15 protein-coding genes are annotated in these 17,026 nt (G+C 67.4%); 7 read left to right on the plus strand and 8 right to left on the minus strand.

Annotation, left to right across the window (positions count from 1 at the left end; translation table 11 throughout):
- Window position 1: 1 nt before the first annotated feature.
- The 5 genes from glcF to FKZ61_RS11095 all read left to right on the plus strand — a co-directional run bounded on the left by glcF (window position 2) and on the right by FKZ61_RS11095 (window position 3,064).
- The gene (gene glcF / locus FKZ61_RS11075) at window positions 2–1,276 is read left to right on the plus strand and encodes a glycolate oxidase subunit GlcF (protein ID WP_141610185.1); all 1,275 of its coding nucleotides are present in this window, start codon (window positions 2–4) and stop codon (window positions 1,274–1,276) included.
- A 271-nt stretch (window positions 1,277–1,547) separates the two neighbouring features.
- The gene (locus FKZ61_RS11080; RefSeq protein ID WP_141610186.1) at window positions 1,548–1,922 is read left to right on the plus strand and encodes a DUF1257 domain-containing protein; all 375 of its coding nucleotides are present in this window, start codon (window positions 1,548–1,550) and stop codon (window positions 1,920–1,922) included.
- A 27-nt stretch (window positions 1,923–1,949) separates the two neighbouring features.
- Window positions 1,950–2,144, plus strand: coding sequence for a DUF2997 domain-containing protein (locus tag FKZ61_RS11085; RefSeq protein ID WP_170199578.1), 195 nt, complete (start codon window positions 1,950–1,952; stop codon window positions 2,142–2,144).
- The gene (locus FKZ61_RS11090) at window positions 2,122–2,331 is read left to right on the plus strand and encodes a hypothetical protein (RefSeq protein ID WP_141610188.1); all 210 of its coding nucleotides are present in this window, start codon (window positions 2,122–2,124) and stop codon (window positions 2,329–2,331) included. Before FKZ61_RS11085 ends, FKZ61_RS11090 begins: the two co-directional genes overlap by 23 nt.
- Window positions 2,315–3,064, plus strand: coding sequence for a hypothetical protein (locus FKZ61_RS11095; RefSeq protein ID WP_141610189.1), 750 nt, complete (start codon window positions 2,315–2,317; stop codon window positions 3,062–3,064). The genes FKZ61_RS11090 and FKZ61_RS11095 overlap by 17 nt, the downstream gene beginning before the upstream one ends.
- 14 nt (window positions 3,065–3,078) lie before the next feature.
- On the opposite strand, the gene ruvB is transcribed toward FKZ61_RS11095, so the two are convergent.
- Complete coding sequence (ruvB, locus tag FKZ61_RS11100) at window positions 3,079–4,155, minus strand: Holliday junction branch migration DNA helicase RuvB (RefSeq protein ID WP_141610190.1); 1,077 nt, start codon at window positions 4,153–4,155, stop codon at window positions 3,079–3,081.
- A 399-nt stretch (window positions 4,156–4,554) separates the two neighbouring features.
- Here ruvB and FKZ61_RS11105 point away from each other — a divergent pair, with 399 nt between their 5' ends.
- Together FKZ61_RS11105 and upp are read left to right on the plus strand one after the other, a co-directional pair.
- Complete coding sequence (locus FKZ61_RS11105) at window positions 4,555–4,932, plus strand: TraR/DksA family transcriptional regulator (RefSeq protein WP_141610191.1); 378 nt, start codon at window positions 4,555–4,557, stop codon at window positions 4,930–4,932.
- A 35-nt stretch (window positions 4,933–4,967) separates the two neighbouring features.
- Window positions 4,968–5,648 (plus strand): uracil phosphoribosyltransferase, encoded by a 681-nt coding sequence (gene upp, locus FKZ61_RS11110; protein WP_326838561.1) that lies wholly within the window; start codon window positions 4,968–4,970, stop codon window positions 5,646–5,648.
- Here upp and lipA read toward each other — a convergent pair.
- The 7 genes from lipA to FKZ61_RS11145 form a co-directional block, all read right to left on the minus strand.
- Complete coding sequence (gene lipA, locus FKZ61_RS11115) at window positions 5,630–6,598, minus strand: lipoyl synthase (RefSeq protein WP_141610192.1); 969 nt, start codon at window positions 6,596–6,598, stop codon at window positions 5,630–5,632. The genes upp and lipA overlap by 19 nt on opposite strands.
- 113 nt (window positions 6,599–6,711) lie before the next feature.
- Entirely contained in the window at window positions 6,712–8,265 is a 1,554-nt protein-coding gene (locus FKZ61_RS11120) for an O-antigen ligase family protein (protein WP_141610193.1), read from the minus strand.
- Between the two features lie 7 nt (window positions 8,266–8,272).
- Window positions 8,273–10,177 (minus strand): glycosyltransferase family 39 protein, encoded by a 1,905-nt coding sequence (locus FKZ61_RS11125; RefSeq protein ID WP_141610194.1) that lies wholly within the window; start codon window positions 10,175–10,177, stop codon window positions 8,273–8,275.
- Complete coding sequence (locus FKZ61_RS11130; protein WP_141610195.1) at window positions 10,174–12,555, minus strand: hypothetical protein; 2,382 nt, start codon at window positions 12,553–12,555, stop codon at window positions 10,174–10,176. Before FKZ61_RS11130 ends, FKZ61_RS11125 begins: the two co-directional genes overlap by 4 nt.
- 81 nt (window positions 12,556–12,636) lie before the next feature.
- The gene (locus FKZ61_RS11135) at window positions 12,637–15,072 is read right to left on the minus strand and encodes a hypothetical protein (RefSeq protein WP_141610196.1); all 2,436 of its coding nucleotides are present in this window, start codon (window positions 15,070–15,072) and stop codon (window positions 12,637–12,639) included.
- 2 nt (window positions 15,073–15,074) lie between these two features.
- Window positions 15,075–15,857 carry a glycosyltransferase gene (locus FKZ61_RS11140; RefSeq protein WP_141610197.1) on the minus strand — a complete coding sequence of 261 codons (783 nt, stop codon included), beginning with the start codon at window positions 15,855–15,857 and terminating at the stop codon, window positions 15,075–15,077.
- 8 nt (window positions 15,858–15,865) lie between these two features.
- Window positions 15,866–17,023, minus strand: a complete 1,158-nt coding sequence (locus FKZ61_RS11145; protein WP_170199580.1) for a DegT/DnrJ/EryC1/StrS family aminotransferase — start codon at window positions 17,021–17,023, stop codon at window positions 15,866–15,868.
- Between the last annotated feature and the right edge of the window lie 3 nt (window positions 17,024–17,026).

Genomic DNA, 17,026 nt, shown 5'->3' on the forward strand with positions numbered 1-17,026 from the left:
CATGCAACACGCCATACCCGTGGAACACCTTGGGCCCCAGGGCGATGCCATGGCCCATGCGGTGGAGAAATGTGTACACTGCGGCTTCTGCCTGGCTGCCTGCCCCACCTACAAAGTGCTGGGCGAAGAAATGGACTCCCCCCGTGGCCGCATCTACCTGATGAAAGAAGCCCTGGAAGGGCATCTGACGGTGGACGCCATGGCCCCCTACATCGACCGCTGCCTGGGCTGCATGGCGTGTGTCACCGCCTGTCCGTCCGGCGTGGAATATGGCGAGCTGCTGGCGCCTTTCCGGGCCTTTGCCGAACCCAAACGCAGTCGCACCGGTCTGGAACGGCTGACCCGTCTTCTGGTCAAGGAGACCCTTCCCTACCCCGGCCGCTTCCGCCTGGCCGCCTCCCTGGGCCACCTGGCCAGGCCTTTCCAGCGCCTGTTGCCCGGCCCCTTCGCGGCCATGCTGGAGCTGCTGCCAGCCAGCCTGCCCACGGCGCCCCGCCTGCCGGAGCGCTACCCGGCTGTCGGTCGGCGGCGGGCCCGGGTGGCACTGCTGGCCGGCTGCGTCCAGCAGGTGTTGGCGCCCCAGATCAACTGGGCCACCTTGCGGGTGTTGGCCCGCAACGGCGTGGAGGTGGTCATTCCCCGGGGGCAGGGCTGCTGTGGCTCCCTCTCCATGCACATCGGCGAGGCAGAGCAGGCCCGGGCCCTGGCTCGACGCAACCTGGCTGCCTGGCCCGAAGACGTGGACGCGGTGCTCACCAACGCGGCCGGCTGCGGCTCGGGCATGAGGGAGTACGGGTTACTGTTCAAGGGCGAGCCAGAGGAAGAAGCGGCCCGGCGCCTGGCGGAAAAGACCCAGGACGTCAGCGTCTTCCTCCAGGAGCTGGGACTGGAGCCGCCTCCGCCCCTGCCAGAGGCCATCACCGCGGCCTATCATGACGCCTGCCACCTGGCCCATGCCCAGCGGGTCACCGCCCAGCCCCGTCGGCTTCTGGCCAGCGTGCCCAACCTCTCCCTGGTGGAGATCCCGGAGGGCGAGCTCTGCTGCGGCTCGGCCGGCACCTACAACCTGGAACAGCCCGAGGTGGCCGCGGAGCTGGGCGAACGTAAGGCCCGGAACATCCTGGCCACCGGAGCCCAGGCCGTCATCACCGGCAACATTGGCTGCATGACCCAGATTCAGGCCCACCTTCAGGCCTTGGGCCATGACCTGCCCGTCTGGCATACCATGGAAGTGTTGGATCGGGCCTACCGTGCGGCGCAACCCTCCCGCGGTTGAGATTCCCCATCTGTCATTGTGAGGGAGATGGCGCCGCATCGGGAGAGTGCGCCTCTGAGGATGCGCCCTCCACGAAAGGAGCGCCACTACAACGCGGAGTCGGCATCCTCAGAGGCCGCCCCAGACAGAGTGGATCCGCCGGTGGGCAACCATCGTGACGTGCTGAATCTGCACAGGTAGCTGAAGTGATGGTGTGGTATAGTTGAAAGGGACTGTGTGGGAGGTCTCAGGCCGGCCAGGCCCATGGCCGTGCAGAAGAGCGAGGGATCGGATGTCCAAGTTTGTGAAAGTCAAGACAGAACTGCGAGATGTGGCCCTGATCAAGCGGGCCCTGGACGACCTGGACATGGCGTACCAGGAAAACGCCGAGTTTGTCCACCGCTGGAGCGGCTTCCGGGGTGTGTTGCCCCTGGTGGTCCGCCAGGGCCATGTCCAGTTTGGCCTGCGTCCCACCGACGGCGGCGCCTACGAAGTAGTGGGCGACGACATGCAGATGGCCACCATCAGCAAGGCCCTGCAACAGCTCCAGCAGCGTTATGCCTACCACAAGGTGCTGGAGGAAGTGTCCCGGGCCGGCTTCGACCTGGTGGAGGAGAAGACCGGCCGCGATCAGGTGATCCGCCTCACCGTGCGGCGCTGGGCCTGAGCGAGCATGAGCGCGAAGGAGCCATCCATGAACCGGCAAGAGATTGAGATCGCCATCCTGCCCGATGGCCGCATCGAGTACACCATCAAGGGGGTCAAGGGAAGCGCCTGTGAGAGCATCAGCGCGCTGCTGGAGCAGTTGGGGCAGGTGGAGGTGGAAGAGCGCACCGGCGAGTACTACGACCAGGATGTGACCGGCCATGTCTCTCTCCACAACGCCTGAGACGCCGGAGGCCACCCCGGCTTCCAGCACCCGCTGGCCCATCGAAACCGAAGTCTACATCCTCCCCGACGGACAGGTCGTTTTCGCCGATCTGCCGGCCGAGCTGGCCACGCGGCTGGAGGTCATCGGCTCCGTCGAGCCCTGGACGCCGCAAGGCGATGCGGTAAGCGATGGCAACGAACAGTAGCATTTTTCTGACCGAAGAGACCACCCAGCCAGTCCGGATCCGCCAGCTCTTCCAGCATCTGGAGCTCTTCAGCGAGGGGGAGCCGCCCCGCCATGCCCTCTTTGTCCTGGGGCGGCCGAACCTGGCCGATGCCCTGTCGGAGCCAGGCGCCGGCGACCAGCTCCTGGTGATCGATCCGCCGGCCCGGGCCACCGAGCGCTTCCGCCTGGAAGGCCAGGTGGCAGCCCTCTACACCGGCCCCACGCCCCAGGAGCCGGCCCTGCCCCTGGTGCAGACCCAGGCCGGCGGCGTGGCCCACATCCGGGTGGGCGAGCACTTTCTGGACATCCACAGCCAGCAGCACCACACGGTGGTGCACCTGCCGGCCCTGGGCATCCTCTGTGGCGGCGATTTCGGCAGCGACGTCATCCCGCCGATCCTGGCGCCCGGTTCCACGGGCGACGACGAACTGGCCACCCTGCGTCTGCTGGCCCGGCTGGTGAAGGGGCACCGCCTTCAGATCTACGTGCCCCGCACAGGTGATCTGGGTACCGACAAATTCCAGGTGATGCAGCGGCTGGCCGCCGATGTGGCCTACCTGCATGGCCTCCGGCGGGTGGTGTCGGCGGCCGTCAGCCGGGGGGAAGATCCTGGGGCGATCCAGGCCCTGGCAGTTACCTTGCTCCCCACCAGCTGGCAAACCCCGCAAGGGCAACAGGTCCACGCCCGGAATGTGGACAACTTCCTCTCCTGAGGGCTGCCGGTATACTAGCTAGAGGAGTCGTCAAAGAGGCTGTTTTGGGCGGGCCGTTCCGGGTAGGGAACGCCCATGTGCTCGTAGGCGGCCCGGGTCGCCACCCGTCCCCGGGGCGTCCGATCCAGAAAGCCCAGTTGCAGCAGATAGGGCTCCACCACATCCATGATGGTGTCCCCCTCCTCGCTGATGCTGGCGGCCAGGGTCTCCAGGCCCACGGGGCCCCCGCCAAACTTGTTGATGATCCCATCCAACACCCGCCGATCCAGTTCGTCCAACCCCAGCTCATCCACATCCAACAGAGCCAGGGCCTGACGGGCCACGGTGCGGTCGATGACGCCGTTGGCCCGCACTTCCGCATAATCTCGCACCCGGCGCAGGAGCCGCAGGGCCACCCGGGGCGTTCCCCGGGAACGGCGGGCGATCTCCATCGCGCCGGCCGGGTCGATCTCCACCTGGAGGAGGCGGGCCGCCCGGCTGACGATCTCCTGGATGGCCTCCTGCTCGTAGAAGTCGAAACGCTCCACCACGCCGAAGCGGGCCCGCAGGGGCGCCGTCATCAGGGCCAGGCGGGTGGTGGCGCCGATGACGGTGAATTTGGGGAGCCGCAACTGGATGTTGCGGGCGCTGGGGCCGCTGCCCACCACAATGTTGAGGGAGTAGTCCTCCATGGCAGGATACAGGATCTCTTCCACGGCCCGGCCCAACCGATGAATCTCGTCGATGAAGAGGATGTCATTCTTGCGCAGATTGGTGAGGATGGCGGCCAGGTCGCCGGCCTTTTCAATGGCCGGGCCGGCGGTCACCTTCAGGTTGGCCGACATCTCGTTGGCCAGGATGTGACTGAGGGTGGTCTTGCCCAGGCCGGGGGGACCGTAAAGCAAGACATGATCCAGCGCGTCGCCCCGGCGCCGCGCAGCCTCCACCAACACCTGGATTTTTTCCCGCAGGCGATCCTGGCCGATCATCTCCCGCAGGGTGCGGGGACGCAGGGCGTGGTCGATGGGCCCATCATCCGGCTGGGCCTCACCGGAGATGGCCCGGGAAGGTTTGGGAGCCTGGGGGCCAGTCATGCTACGTTCATCTGCCATGGTTCGCCTGCCAGGGGATAGGTGAGGATCCTGTTGACTTTTCGTCCTGCACAATCATGGATATTTGCCCCTTGCACGTTTGTTCTAGTGCCTCTATTATAGCATCGATTTTGACCTTTGCCCTAAAAGCTGCTATAACCTGTCTATTCTTTTGCCGTAGACTCCTTGACAGCAAAACTCCTGTAGGGGCCGTCTCCTGCCGCCCATGCTGAAACCGAATGGAGGGGCAGGCAAGAATTGCAACCTGGACCACAGCCACAGGCCGACGGGGCGTGGACAATAGGCTCATCCACCCCATGGTCCGAAGGTTTTCCCGGCAGCCGGCGGCAACTTCGGGGGCTGGCACGCCCAGGATGGAAGTGTGCAGGAGTTCAAGAAAATCCTGAGGAGAAAATCAGCATGTTACGTGACGATTTTGTAGAAAAAGAAAAACAAAAATTGCTGGAAGAGCGGGAGCAGGTCCTCGATGAACTCACCCATCTGCGGGAATTGATGCAGAGCGAGGTGGATGTGGAGCCCGATGAGGGCGACGCAGAGATCTTCGAGCGGGAGAAGAACGCCGCCCTGATCGCCGTGCTGGAAAACAAGCTGCAGGGCATCGAGGCCGCGCTCCGCTCCATCGAAAAGGGCCAGTATGGCATCTGCGAGCGCTGTGGCCAGCCCATTGAGCTGGAGCGGCTGGAAGTCAAGCCGGACGCCACCCTCTGCGTCAAGTGTCAGCAGGAGGTGGAGCGCCGCAACCGCCGCAGCCGCCCCACCCGGCCGTTCGAATGGTAATCCAACCCCACGCCAGCCAGTAAGGATTTTGCCTCGTGTCACGTTCCGATCTGTCGTCCGCGTGGGGCACCGCCGGCAACGTCTATCCGTCGGCCCATCCTTTGGCCCGCCACAAGCTGACCCTGCTCCGCCGCAAGACGACCGAACCCAAAAAGTTCCGGGAGCTGGTCGCGGAGCTGGCCATGATGCTGGTCTATGAGGCCACCCAGGACCTGCCCCTGCACCTGGAGCCCATCGAAACACCCCTCACCGTGACCCAAGGGGCCACCATGGCCGCCAAGATCGGCCTGATCCCCATCCTGCGGGCCGGGCTGGGCATGGTGGAAGGGGCCTGGAAGCTGCTGCCCCAGGCCGAGGTGTGGCACCTGGGCCTCTACCGGGACGAGAAAACCCTCCAGCCGGTGGCCTACTACAACAAGCTGCCCACGGAACCCACCGTCCAGCTCTGCCTGATCCTGGACCCCATGCTGGCCACGGGCGGCTCGGCCATCGCCGCGGTGGATGTGCTCAAGAACTGGGGGGTCTCTCGCATCAAGTTCGTCGGCCTGATCGCCGCGCCCGAAGGGATCACCGCCCTCCACAGCGTTCACCCGGATGTGGACATCCACGTGGCCGCCGTAGACGAGCGGCTGACCACCCGGGACGATCCCTTCCCGCCGGGTTTCATCTGGCCCGGCCTGGGCGATGCCGGGGACCGTCAGTTCGGCACAGGCTGAAACTGACGGGCCTGCAGGGCCAGGTGCGCCTGGCCATCGGCGTGATAGCTGCTGCGCACCAGCGGGCCACTCTCCACCCACTTGAACCCCCGCCGTTCACCCTCTTCCTTGAGCCGGGCAAACTCGTCGGGCGTGTAGTAGCGCACGATGGGCAGGTGAAAGCGGCTGGGCTGCAGATACTGGCCGATGGTCATGATATCCACATCATTGGCCCGCAGGTCGTCCATCACCTGGAGGATCTCCTCCCACGTCTCGCCCAACCCCACCATAATGCCGGACTTGGTCAAGGTGGACGGATCCATGGCCTTGGCCCGCCGCAACAACTCCATGCTGCGGGCGTACTTGGCCTGGGGCCGCACCGTGCGATAGAGGCGGGGCACCGTCTCGGTGTTGTGGTTGAGGATCTCCGGCTGCGCGTCCATGACGGTCTGCAGGGCTGCCCAGTCGCCCTTGAAGTCCGGGATCAGGACCTCCACGGTGCAGCCCGGCACCAGTTTCCGGATCCAGTAGATGCTCTCAGCAAAGACCCAGGCGCCGCCGTCGGCCTGCTCGTCCCGGTTGACGCTGGTCAGCACCGCGTGCTGCAGGCCCATGGCCCGCACGCTTTCGGCAACCCGCCGGGGTTCGTCCGGGTCCAGGGGGCCGGGCCGGCCCGTCTTGATCTTGCAGAAACCGCAGCTCCGGGTGCAGGTGTCCCCCATGAGCAGGAAGGTCGCGGTGCCCCGCCCCCAACATTCGCCGATGTTGGGACACAGGGCCTCCTCACAGACCGTGTGCAGGTGCTTGCCCCGGAACAGCCCCCGCAACTCCCGGAATTTGGGGCTGTCCGGCGCCTTGACCCGCAGCCACGGCGGCCGCCGCCCCCGGGTTAACTGGCCCGGTCCCTGGGGAGCCGGCTCCAGGGTGATGGTGCCCAGTTCAGTCTTGGTCACATTGGTTTGTTCAGTCATGGATGCCTGCCTCTTTCAGGTGGATGGACATGTCCCGATTCAACCAGCTTTCAGAGTCTGGGCCTGTCAGGTTCCTTCCCATGGCCTGGCATGGCAGAAGGGACGGGTGCGTCTCAGGTGGGCGGAGTCTGGCGGGTGTAACGCTCTGCACCCTGGGGGGCCTCCAACGCCTGGTACGCATCCGAAGGGACAGTGACCGGCTGTAGGGCCAGGGATGGCTCCTGGGCCTGCTGTCGCTGGATCAAGATGGTCGCAGTGGCCAGCCCCACATGCAGCCAGAAGAGCACGGTCATGTGGGGGTAGGCCAGGTTGAACCAGTAGTGGTCGAAGATGCCGCTCACCAGCGCGCCCAGGACCGCGCCGGCCGATCCCAGCAGGATGGCCTCCAGCCGGGGGTCATAGCCCTGGCGCCAGGAAGAGAAGACCATGGCGAAGAAACCCACCATGACGGCCAGGAAGATGCCCAGGCCGATGATGCCCATGTTCTCGGCCATGATCAGGTAGAGCATGCTCACGCCCAGGTAGAGGTCGATGTCCGGCACGCCGGTGAAACCCACCCCGAAGAGGGGGTAGCGGCTGATCAGGATCAGCGCGTCCTTGTACTCGCCAAAGCGCATCTGGGTGGCCAGGTCCTCGCCGGCCAGCCCGGCCATCAGCCGGGCCACGTAGTCCTGGGTCTGGGGCAAGAGGAAAAGCAGCAGCACCCCGACCAGGCCCAGGGGAATCAGGCGCCGATACTTCAAAACGGCCAGCAGACCCAAGGAGGTGGCCAGACCCAGGAGGGCCGAGCGACTGTAGGTCAGGTAGAGGGCCAGGACCGCGGTCAGCAGCATCAGGGCCGTCAGCCAGCGGGGAAGCAGCCGCCGCGCGGCGAAGAGCTGGGGTGCCAGCAGCCCCGCCACCAGGATCAGCATGCCGCCCAGCACATTGGGATCCACGGCCGTCCCGATGGCCCGCATGGTACCCTCGGGGTCATCTTCGATCCAGCGCAGGGCTCCAAAGCCGCCCGGATAGTCGAAGCGGGCCAGGCGATCCAGGATGGCCACGGTCCACTCCTGGGGGATGTAGTAAAAGATCACCGCAATGAGGGCACAGCCCCAGCCTGCCAGCAACAGCCAACGCACCACCCAGGAGAGCTCGTCCGGCGTGCGCACGGTGTTCACCGCCACGAAGAAGAGGCTGATGCCCAGCAGGATCTCGGCGAAACGGCGCACGAAGTAGCTGTTGGCGCTGGCGTAGGTCAACCCCCGGGCGAAGCTGAAAATGGCCATGAAGATGAAGAGGAGCACCAGCAGCCCCAGGGGAGAAGCCTCAAAGGCCCGCTCCTGGCCGGTAATCAGGCGAAAAACCCAGACGAAAAAGAGCGCCCCCAGGGCCACGTCCAGAAAGGTGGGCTTGAAGCCGATGTCCACGGGCAGGGAGCCGAAGGGCAGCAGGTAGACCACCGCAGCCAATGCCACAAAGCCCCAATGGGTGTCGGCCAGGATCATCAGGCCGCCCACCAGGGCCACCGCGGCAGCCAGGGCCAGCAGGGGCCCCACAATGCCGATGAACAGGGCAATGAACAGGGCGCCCAGCCCCAGGATCCCGCCCAGGGCAGCCCGCCGCGCCCACGGGTTGGGCGCAAAGAGCAGCCGTTGAACCCTCTGGTAGCCGGTGGTTAACATCTCTCTCCTACTCTGCTGGAAGAACCACCACCGTGGCCAGCGCCACCCGGTCCTCTCCATCCCGGGTCAGCAGCCGGGGCGCACCGGACACGGCGGGATCATAGACCCCTGCGATCAGGGTGTAGGAACCCGACGGCAGATCGTCGGGTATCAGTATACCATAGGCGGCCACCACAGCCCCGTCCGCGCGCAAGGCGTCGGTGGGCAAGGGCCGGTCGTCCTGGGCCACCAGACGCCCGCTGCCGTCCAGGAGCTGGACGCTGACCTTTTCGCTGCCCTGCAAGGCCGCCCCGGCGGAGCGCTGCCAGGCCAGGTGAACGGCCAGCAGGCCACCCGGAGGCAGGGCCATCGGCTCTGCGCTGAAGCCGGCCAGGGTCAGCCCCCGATCCAGGGCCACGGCCAGGGGGGTCAGGGCCGGTGGCCGCACGTAGACGACCAGGGGCCAGTTGCCGATCTCCCGGCGCACCACCGGGCTGTACGCCTCCTGCAGGGCCGCCTCGGCAATGCCGTCCGGATCCCAGTTGGCCGCCGACTGGATCGGCAACAGCACCCGGCGCACGTCCGCCTCCACCAGGATTTCCACCAGCGCCTGGGCACCGGCCCGGTCGTGGGCAGCCGGGGGCAGCACCAGATGTTCCACCGGCCCCCGGTAGTAGTACCACAGGGTGGGGTCAGGATAGTTCTGCACAATGCGGACAGCCGCAGGCGGCATGGCCGCGCTGAAGCGCTCCAGGGCGGCCGCCAGGAGGCGCCAGCCCCGGGTCTTGCCGTAGGCCGGCTCTGTGTGGTACCGGTAGAGGCCGGCGACCATGCCGCCCACCATCAGCACCGCCAGTAGCCCTGCGGCCAGGCGGGGCCAGCTTCCCCGGCCTGCGCCCAGGCGAGTTACCCCGGCCAGCCCGGCCGCAAGGAGCAGGTAGAAGGGCGGCGCCGCGGCCACCAGATAGCGCTCATTGAAGATGGGCCGCCCCCGGGAACTCCAGGCGATGGCGGCCAGGGGCACAGCCAGGTAGAGGAGCAACAGCCACCCGCGCCACCGCTCCTCCCTGGCGCTCCACGCCCGAAGCAGGGTCACCCCGCCCAGAAGGACGAGGAACAGACTAAGCCCTGCCCACAGCCACTGCTGGCCCAGCGCGGCCGGAGGAGTCCCTGCCTCCCCCACGGCAAAGACGCTGAAGCTGCGCCGCAGCAGATCCGGCAGGGGCGGCGAATCGCCGTTGCCGTGGTAGCCGGCCAGGATGTGGCGGGCCGCCCAGAGCCATGGCCCGGTCCCGGCCAGGATGCCGGCTTGGATGCCGGCCCAGCCCAGCAACCGGCGACGGTGGTGCGCCCAGGGCCAGGTTGCCAGCAGGGCGTACAGGTTGAGGGCCACCAGGACGAAGGCGTTGAAGTAGTGGGTGTGCAGGGCCAACAGGCCGAGGATCACACAGGCTATGGCCCGGCCCCACCGGGGCTGTCGCAGCCAGGCCACGGCGGCCACGGTGACGGCCAGGGTCAGGGCCAGGCTCATGCTGTACATGCGCGCGTCCTGGCTGTGCCAGATGGCATAGGGGCTGATGGCCAGCAGGGCTGTGGCGCCCAGCAGCGTCCCCGCAGGCAGCGCCAGCCGGCGGCCCAGCGCCGCCATCAGGGCCACGGCCACGGTTCCAAACCAGGTGCTCAGGAAACGGAGGGCAAACTCGCTGTGGCCAGCCATCCCCAGCCAGTAGTGGGCCAGCACATAGCTGGCCACCGGGTGGGGCTCCTCCAGCTCCAGGGTCGCCTCCACAATGGCGACAGGCGAGGGCAGGCTGAAAAAGTAGCCAAAGGCCTCGTCCCCCCGCAGCTCCTGGGCGCCCAGCCGCCAGACCCGGAGGGCGAAGGCCAGGAGGAGGATCGCCAGCAGGGAAAGCCGTGCCCGCCGGAGACTCATGGCGGCGTCCCCTTGCGCCGTCGGCGAGCCCAGGCCACGCCCCCCCACAGCGCCAGCACCAGCAGCGTCCCCCCGCTGATCCACAGGCCCTGGCGGACGCTGGCCGGGCGGTAGGCCAGCTCCAGCTGCACCGGGCCGGCAGGCACGGGGACGCCCAGCAGGGTCAGGTCGGCGCGGGTCACGGCGAAAAAGGGCAGGCCGGGGATGGGGGACTCTCCCTGGGGACAGAGGGCGTCCTGAGCCGGTAGTCCTGCAGGTGTGCAGGAGACGTCTACCACCTGCCAGCCGGGCATCCAGTTCTCGCTCACCACCAGCAGACCGCCGTCCCGGCTCTCCACCTGAACCCGTAGCCGATCCGGCGCCAGGCGTCGCAGGGAAATTGCCGGGACTTCCTGCCCCTGGGAAAGAGACAGGGCGCTCCCGGCGGGCAGGGCCGACCCTGGGGGCAGGAGCGCGGTCTGCTCCAGATCGAAGCCATGGTCCGCCAGCAGAGCCAGGGCCTGGTCATCGTCCACCGCCAGCACGGCCCCGGCCAGCCAGGCCCGGGGGTTGGGCGTCTCCAGGCGGTGGAGGTAGGTGGTGTCGGTGGCCTGGGGAAACTCGGCCAGCAGCTGGGAAGGGACGAAGAGCTCCCGCCGCCAGGTCAACACGTGGGCCACGCCGGTGAGCTGCCACATGCGGTCCAGGGGGAACTGGTCGAAGAGCGCGGCGTAGGCGGCCAGGCGCAGGGGGCTGCTGCCCCACACGTCCTCGATCTGCAGCCGCATGCCGTAGTCGTCGTAAATGCGGTACTCGTTGTAGACCCGCCCCGGGGTCGATGGATCCCCGTTGTGGGGCCCCTGGGCCACGGCCGCGGCCAGGGCTTCCATCTCCGGCGCCAGCTGCACCTTCCGGGCCGGCGACACCCAGTCCAGGTTGGTGCCCAGGTTGGCCCAGAAGAGGTTGGCCAGGGCCAAAAGCAACACCCAGTGGCTCCGGCGGGGACTCCAGCCGGGCAGCCACAGCATCAGGCAGAAGGCCATGGCCAGGGCCAGGGTCACAAAGGCGATGAGCAGGTAGTGCCAGGGGCCGACCGCGGTCCGGCCGGGGAGTTGCCACAACAGGCCGAAGGCATAGACGCCCCCGGTCACCAGGCTGCCGAAGAGCAGGGCCACCCGCCGCCGCGTCCCCAGGGGCAGGCGGGGGAGGGCGGCCGCGCCATAGCCAGCCAGGACGCTCAGCCCCAGGGCCACCAGGTACGCGGCCCGTTCCTGCCCCCGAAAGAGGGACCAGCCCGGCGCGTAGCGGTAGAAGAGGGGGTAGAGGAAGCCGTGATCGCCGTAGGCGAGCAGCAAGGCCACCAGGGCGACGGCGCCGAAGAACAGGATGCCCGCGCGCCCCTCGCCATCCCCGGGCAGCCCCCGGAGCGCCCCCAGGGCCACCGCCACCAGCCCCAGGCCCATGACCCCGATGTACAGGGGCGAGTACTGGGTCAGGACGCCGGGCAACAGCAGCTGCCAGCTATCCTGCAGGGGGAAGCCGCCACTGACGAAGGCGTAGTCCACCCGGGCCCGGACGCTCAGCCGGGTAAATTCCAGGCCCGGCCAGAGCTGGGCCGCACTCAGCCCGAGGGCAACCAGCAGGAAGATGCCCACGCCCGGCAGCCGGTGCCAGCGCTCTTCCCCAGCCTGCCAGCCGCGCGCAAACAGGAAAACCAGCCAGGCCGCCACCACATAGCTGGCGTGCAGAAAAGTCTGGGGATGGCCGGCCAGGAAGGCGACCCCGTAGGCCAGGCCCGCAGCCACCCACCAGCGCCAACGGCGCGGCCCCCCCATGGCCCGGAGCAGCAGCCAGAGGACCAGGGGCAGCCAGATGGCCGTCCGCAGGATGGCCAGTTGCAGGGGCGGGTAGCCGGTCAGGTAGCCGGAGAAGGCGAAGAGCGCGCCCGCCAGGAAGGCCGCGCCGCCCACCCCGGTGAGCGCCCGCACCAACAGATAGACGAAGAAGCCGGCCAGGGCCACCTGGACCGCCGCCTCCACCTGCAGCAGGTAGAGACGGGCAGCCGGGCTCTGCCAGGGCAGGGTCAGGCCCAGCAGCAGGTTAGAGATGGGGTAGAAGACGGCCGCCTGCACATCGGCCAGGAAGGGATGGCCCGCATAGGTGTACGGGTTCCAGAGGGGGAGCCGCCCGGCCAGCAGTTCCCGCTGCTGAAAAAGCTGGAACGGCAAAAAATGGTGGGTGAAGTCCCCATCGGGAAAGGTGGCCAGACCCAGGAGCAGGGGCAAGAAAAAGAGGAGGGCCAGGCCGGCAAACCCCACCCCGGCGCGGGCCGTCCGCTCCCATCCGCCTGGACGGGATGCACCGACCCAATGGATGACGCCCTCGACGATCCTGGCCATCGCGTCCCAACCTTGCTCAAGGAACACCCTTCAGACAGCAACCCACTTCACCCAAACCGCCCCCAATCCCCCAGTCACCCATCACTGCACCACCACATTCCCCAACACCACAAAGTCCCCGCCCGTGGGCGTGCGCAGGCGCTGGGCCGCGGCCGGCATCTCGGGATCGTACAGGCCGGCGATCAGGGTGTAGGAACCCGGCGGCAGAGAGGTGGGCAACTGCAGCCCCGCCCGCTCGGTCAAGGCCTCTCCCGGGGGCAGCCCACTGAAGGACGCGTAGCCGTCGTCCGGCGCGGTGTCCAGCAGGGCCACCGGCACCCCGTCGGGCCCCAGCAACTGGACAAACCAGCGCAGGGGACGGTCCACCGGCTGGAGCAGCTGATAGGTCAACTCCACCGGGATCACGTCGTTGGCCACGGCCCGGCTCGGAGCCCGCACGGTCAGGAGCTGAACAGGAGCGGCCTCCGGCCCGGTCAGCGTCACGTCCAGGCGGTGGACAGGCGCCTGGGCCAGCAGGGGCGGCGTGGCGTAGCTCAGCAGCCGGTAGTCGTCATACCAGAGGTCGATGGCCTTGTAGGCATGCTGGCTGAGCCAGCGCTCCACCGTGTTCTCCGGCGCATTGGCCGGCAGCCCCCCGGTGATGAACCAGATCCGCCGGGAGGTCTCCAGTACGTCGCCCAACACCTGCTGCGCTTCCGGGTGCTCCATGCTGTTGGCGGCATAGCCAAAGATGGGCAGGGCTTCCCGACAGAGGCCGCCCAACCAGTTCATGGGCACCTGGTAGGCAAAGGGGGCCACGGTGATGAGGGCGTCGCCGGACTTCTCCTGGGCGCAGATGGAGGCCAGGGCAGCCCGGTACCCCCGGTCGGGCTGACCGTAGTGGGGATCCTGGCCCGCTTCCCCCAGCCAGGTGCCCATCAGCACCAGGGGCACCAACAGGACCAGGATGCGGGCCGGCCGGCTGGGGAGCTCCGGCCCGCCGGATGCATCCATCCCCCGCCACCAGAGGCCCATGCCCACGGCCAGGGTCACCAGCGCAGCAGTCCCTACCCACACCACCAGCCAGAGCACCGTGCCGTCGGCCCGCAGCCAGGCCAGGTCGGTGTTGGCCACAAAGCCTTGCCCCCACAGGCGCAGCTGCCCAAAGACGGGACTGTAAAGGAAGTCGCCCATGCCTTGGGCCGGTGGGCCAAAGCGCAGGGGATCCGACCAGTCGGTGGGGAAGATGGAGCGCAGCTGGATCTCGTAGTTGACATAGTTCAGGGAGACGGCCAGGAGTTGCACGACCATCGAAAGTCCGGCCACCGCGGCCAGGGCCAGACCCTGCCCCCCCAGGGCCGCCACGAGCGGGCGCAGTGCGCGCACGCTCATCCGCCGGCGGCGGGCCTGCCACCGCCGCAGGTTCACATCCAGCCGGGCCAATGGGATCACCAGGGGCAGGCACCAGAAGGGTGTCAGGGGCACCAGGAAACGTGGCCCCCAGGCAAAGCCCCCCCACCACATCCACCAGGTGCTGTACAGCCCCACCAGGGCCAGGCTCAGGACTGCGATGAGGGTCGCCTCGGCCCGGTGGCGTCGCCAGAAGGCGGGCCAGGCTACCAGCCCGGCCACCAGCAAGGGCGTATGCCAAAAGACGCCCCGGTACGGGCTCAGCAGAAGCCCCCAGGCGCCCTGGAGGATGGGCGTGGTGAAGCCCTCGCCCTGGTCAAAGTGATAGCCCGTGTCCAAAGGGTTGCCGAAGCGCAGGAAATTGTAGGCCAGGAGGACAAGGCCGGCCAGGGCGAGGGGCGCGCCGAAGGCCAGGCCCAACGCCAGCCAGCGCCGAAGGGGGACGCCCTCCTGCCAGCGGCGGCGGACACACCAGAGGCCATAGCCGGCCAGGATGGCGATCAGCACTCCGTGGGCGGTCACCGTGGCCAGGGCCACGCCCGCGGCGCTCCCCGCCAGCCACATCCAGCGGCGGCGGCCATCCTGGGACCAGGCCAGCAGGCCGTAAAAGCAGGCCAGCAGGCTCAGGGCGCTGAGGGGCTCGCCGAAGAAGTGGTTGGCGTAGGGCCAGGCGATGGTGCCCAGGCCGAAGAGAAGGCCCAGCACCAGCCCCACCCGGTCGTTGTAGCCCAGCCGCACGGCCGTTCCCCAGAGCAACGCCGCGGTGAATGCGGTCACGATGCCATTCCAGAGCAGGGTGGCCTGGAGCAGGCCCACACCGATGCCCAGCCGGGCAATGGCCAGCCAGAGCAGATACCAGGGCAGGGCCAGGAAGGCAGGAGCCGGCCCCTTTTTGCTGTAGACCTGCCCGTCGGGACCGAAGGCGCCCAACACCTCGCCGGGGCTGTTCACCCACTGGGTCCAGGCGATGGCGTTGGTATCCACATCGCCCCGCAACCCCACGGACTCGGTCACGGCGAAGAGGCTGACCTCGTCCACGATGTGGAAGCGGCCGGCATTGGTGAGGGTGTAGACGCAAATCAGGGCGGAAACCAGCAGGGTCATGCCATATCGTCGAACCTGAGCCATGCTCACACCCCGAAGATCCGAAGCTTGATCACCGCGATGGTGTAATCCCGGAAGATGCGCCAGAAACCGGTCTTGCTGTCCCCGTGGCGACGAAGGATGTAAAAGACCGGCACCTCCAGAATCTTCCAGTTGTTGCGCCAGGCCACCAACAACAGACGGATGAAATAATCGCCGTAGCCGTAAAAGATGCGGGAAAACTTGGGCTCCAGCTGCAGGAGACGCTCCCGGCGCACGGCGAAGAAGCCGCTCAGGTTGTCCTGGATTTGGGTGTGGAAGAGGAAGCGAATGAAGACGTTGTAGAGCAGGCTCAGGCGATAGCGGAGGGCATCTTCCATGCCGCCCCGCATGACAAAGCGGCTGCCGATCACCAGGTCGTAGTAGCGCAGCAGATCCACCATCTGGGGGATCATGGCTGGATCGTGGTTGAAATCGGTGTCCATCACCACCAGGGTATTCCCCTGGGCCCGCAGCAAGCCATCGCAGATGGAGCGGGCCAGGCCCCGGTCCCGGGTGCGCACATACAGGCGGATCCGCCCTTGCCCGGCGGCCACGGGGCCGGTTTCACTGCCGTCGGGCGCCTGGGCAAGCCCGTAGCGCTCCCGCACCACCTGGGCCGTACCGTCCGGGCTGCTGTCGTCCATCACCAGGATCTCATAGCGCCAGGGGTGGGGTGCCAGCTCCTGCTGGATGGCCTCGATCAGGTCGCCGATGTTGTCCCGCTCGTTGTAGGTGGGCAGCACAATGGAGACGTCCACAGCGCCCTCCGATGGTATGGTATCAGGCATGATCTGGCTTACCGGGCTAGTTTGCGGATGGTCTCGCAGATGAACGCCACCTGGCCGTCGGTCAGGCGCGGAGAACTGGGCAGGTTCAACCCCACCCGGCTCAGGGCCAGCGCGGTGGGGCGCGGCTCGGCGGACCGGTACGGCGGCAGGGTGTCCAGGGGATGGAAGAAGGGGCGGCTGTCGATCCCCTCGGCCCGCAGGGCGACGATGAGTTCATCCCGACTGAGGGGATAGGGCTTCTGAACCAGAATGGAGTACATCCAAAAGATGTTGGTATAGCCGGGCGCCTCGGTGGGCAGAGTGATGCCTGGGATGTCGGCCAGGCCGGTCTGGTAGAGGCCGGCGATGGTCCGCTTGCGGCGTAAGAACTCCTCGATGCGGGTCATCTGGGCCACGCCGACGGCTGCCTGCAGGTTGGTCAGGCGGTAGTTGAAGCCCACTTCGTTGTGCCAATAGCGGCTTTCGGGCGGCATGGCGTGGTCCCGCAGCATGCGACAGCGGTTGGCCAGGGCCTCGTCGTTGGTGGTGACCATCCCCCCCTCGCCGGTGGTGATGACCTTGTTGGCGAAGAAGCTGAAAGCAGCCACATGTCCCAGCCCCCCCGTTCGCCGGCCGCGGATGGCCGCGCCGTGGGCTTCGGCCGCGTCCTCCACCACCCACAGGTTGTGGGCCCGGGCCAACTCGTTGATGGCGTCCATGGGCGCGGGGTGGCCGTAGAGGTGCACGGGCATGATGGCCCGGGTCCGGGGGGTGATGCGGCGGGCCACATCGTTGGGATCCAGGGTCCAGGTGACGGGATCCACGTCGGCGAAGACGGGCGTGGCCCCCGTGTAGTGGACGGCATTGGCCGAGGCCACGAAGGTGAGGGCAGGGACGATCACCTCATCGCCCGGACCAATGCCCAGGGCATGGAGGGCCAGGTGGAGGGCGGTGGTGCCATTGCTGGTGGAGATGCCATGGGCCACGCCACAGAAGCGGGCGAACTGGGCCTCGAACTGCTGGACATATTTGCCCAGGCTGCTGATCCAGCTACTGCGCACCGCCTCGGTGACGTACTCCAACTCCAGGTCGCCCAGCCAGGGTTCGTAGACCGGGATGAAGTTGGCCGGCCGGGGCGACTGTTCATGTTCCAGAAAAGGCAACAGCGATAATTGGGTCGGTATCATTAT

Source organism: Litorilinea aerophila, assembly GCF_006569185.2.
In the GTDB taxonomy this organism is placed as follows: Bacteria; Chloroflexota; Anaerolineae; order Caldilineales; family Caldilineaceae; genus Litorilinea; species Litorilinea aerophila.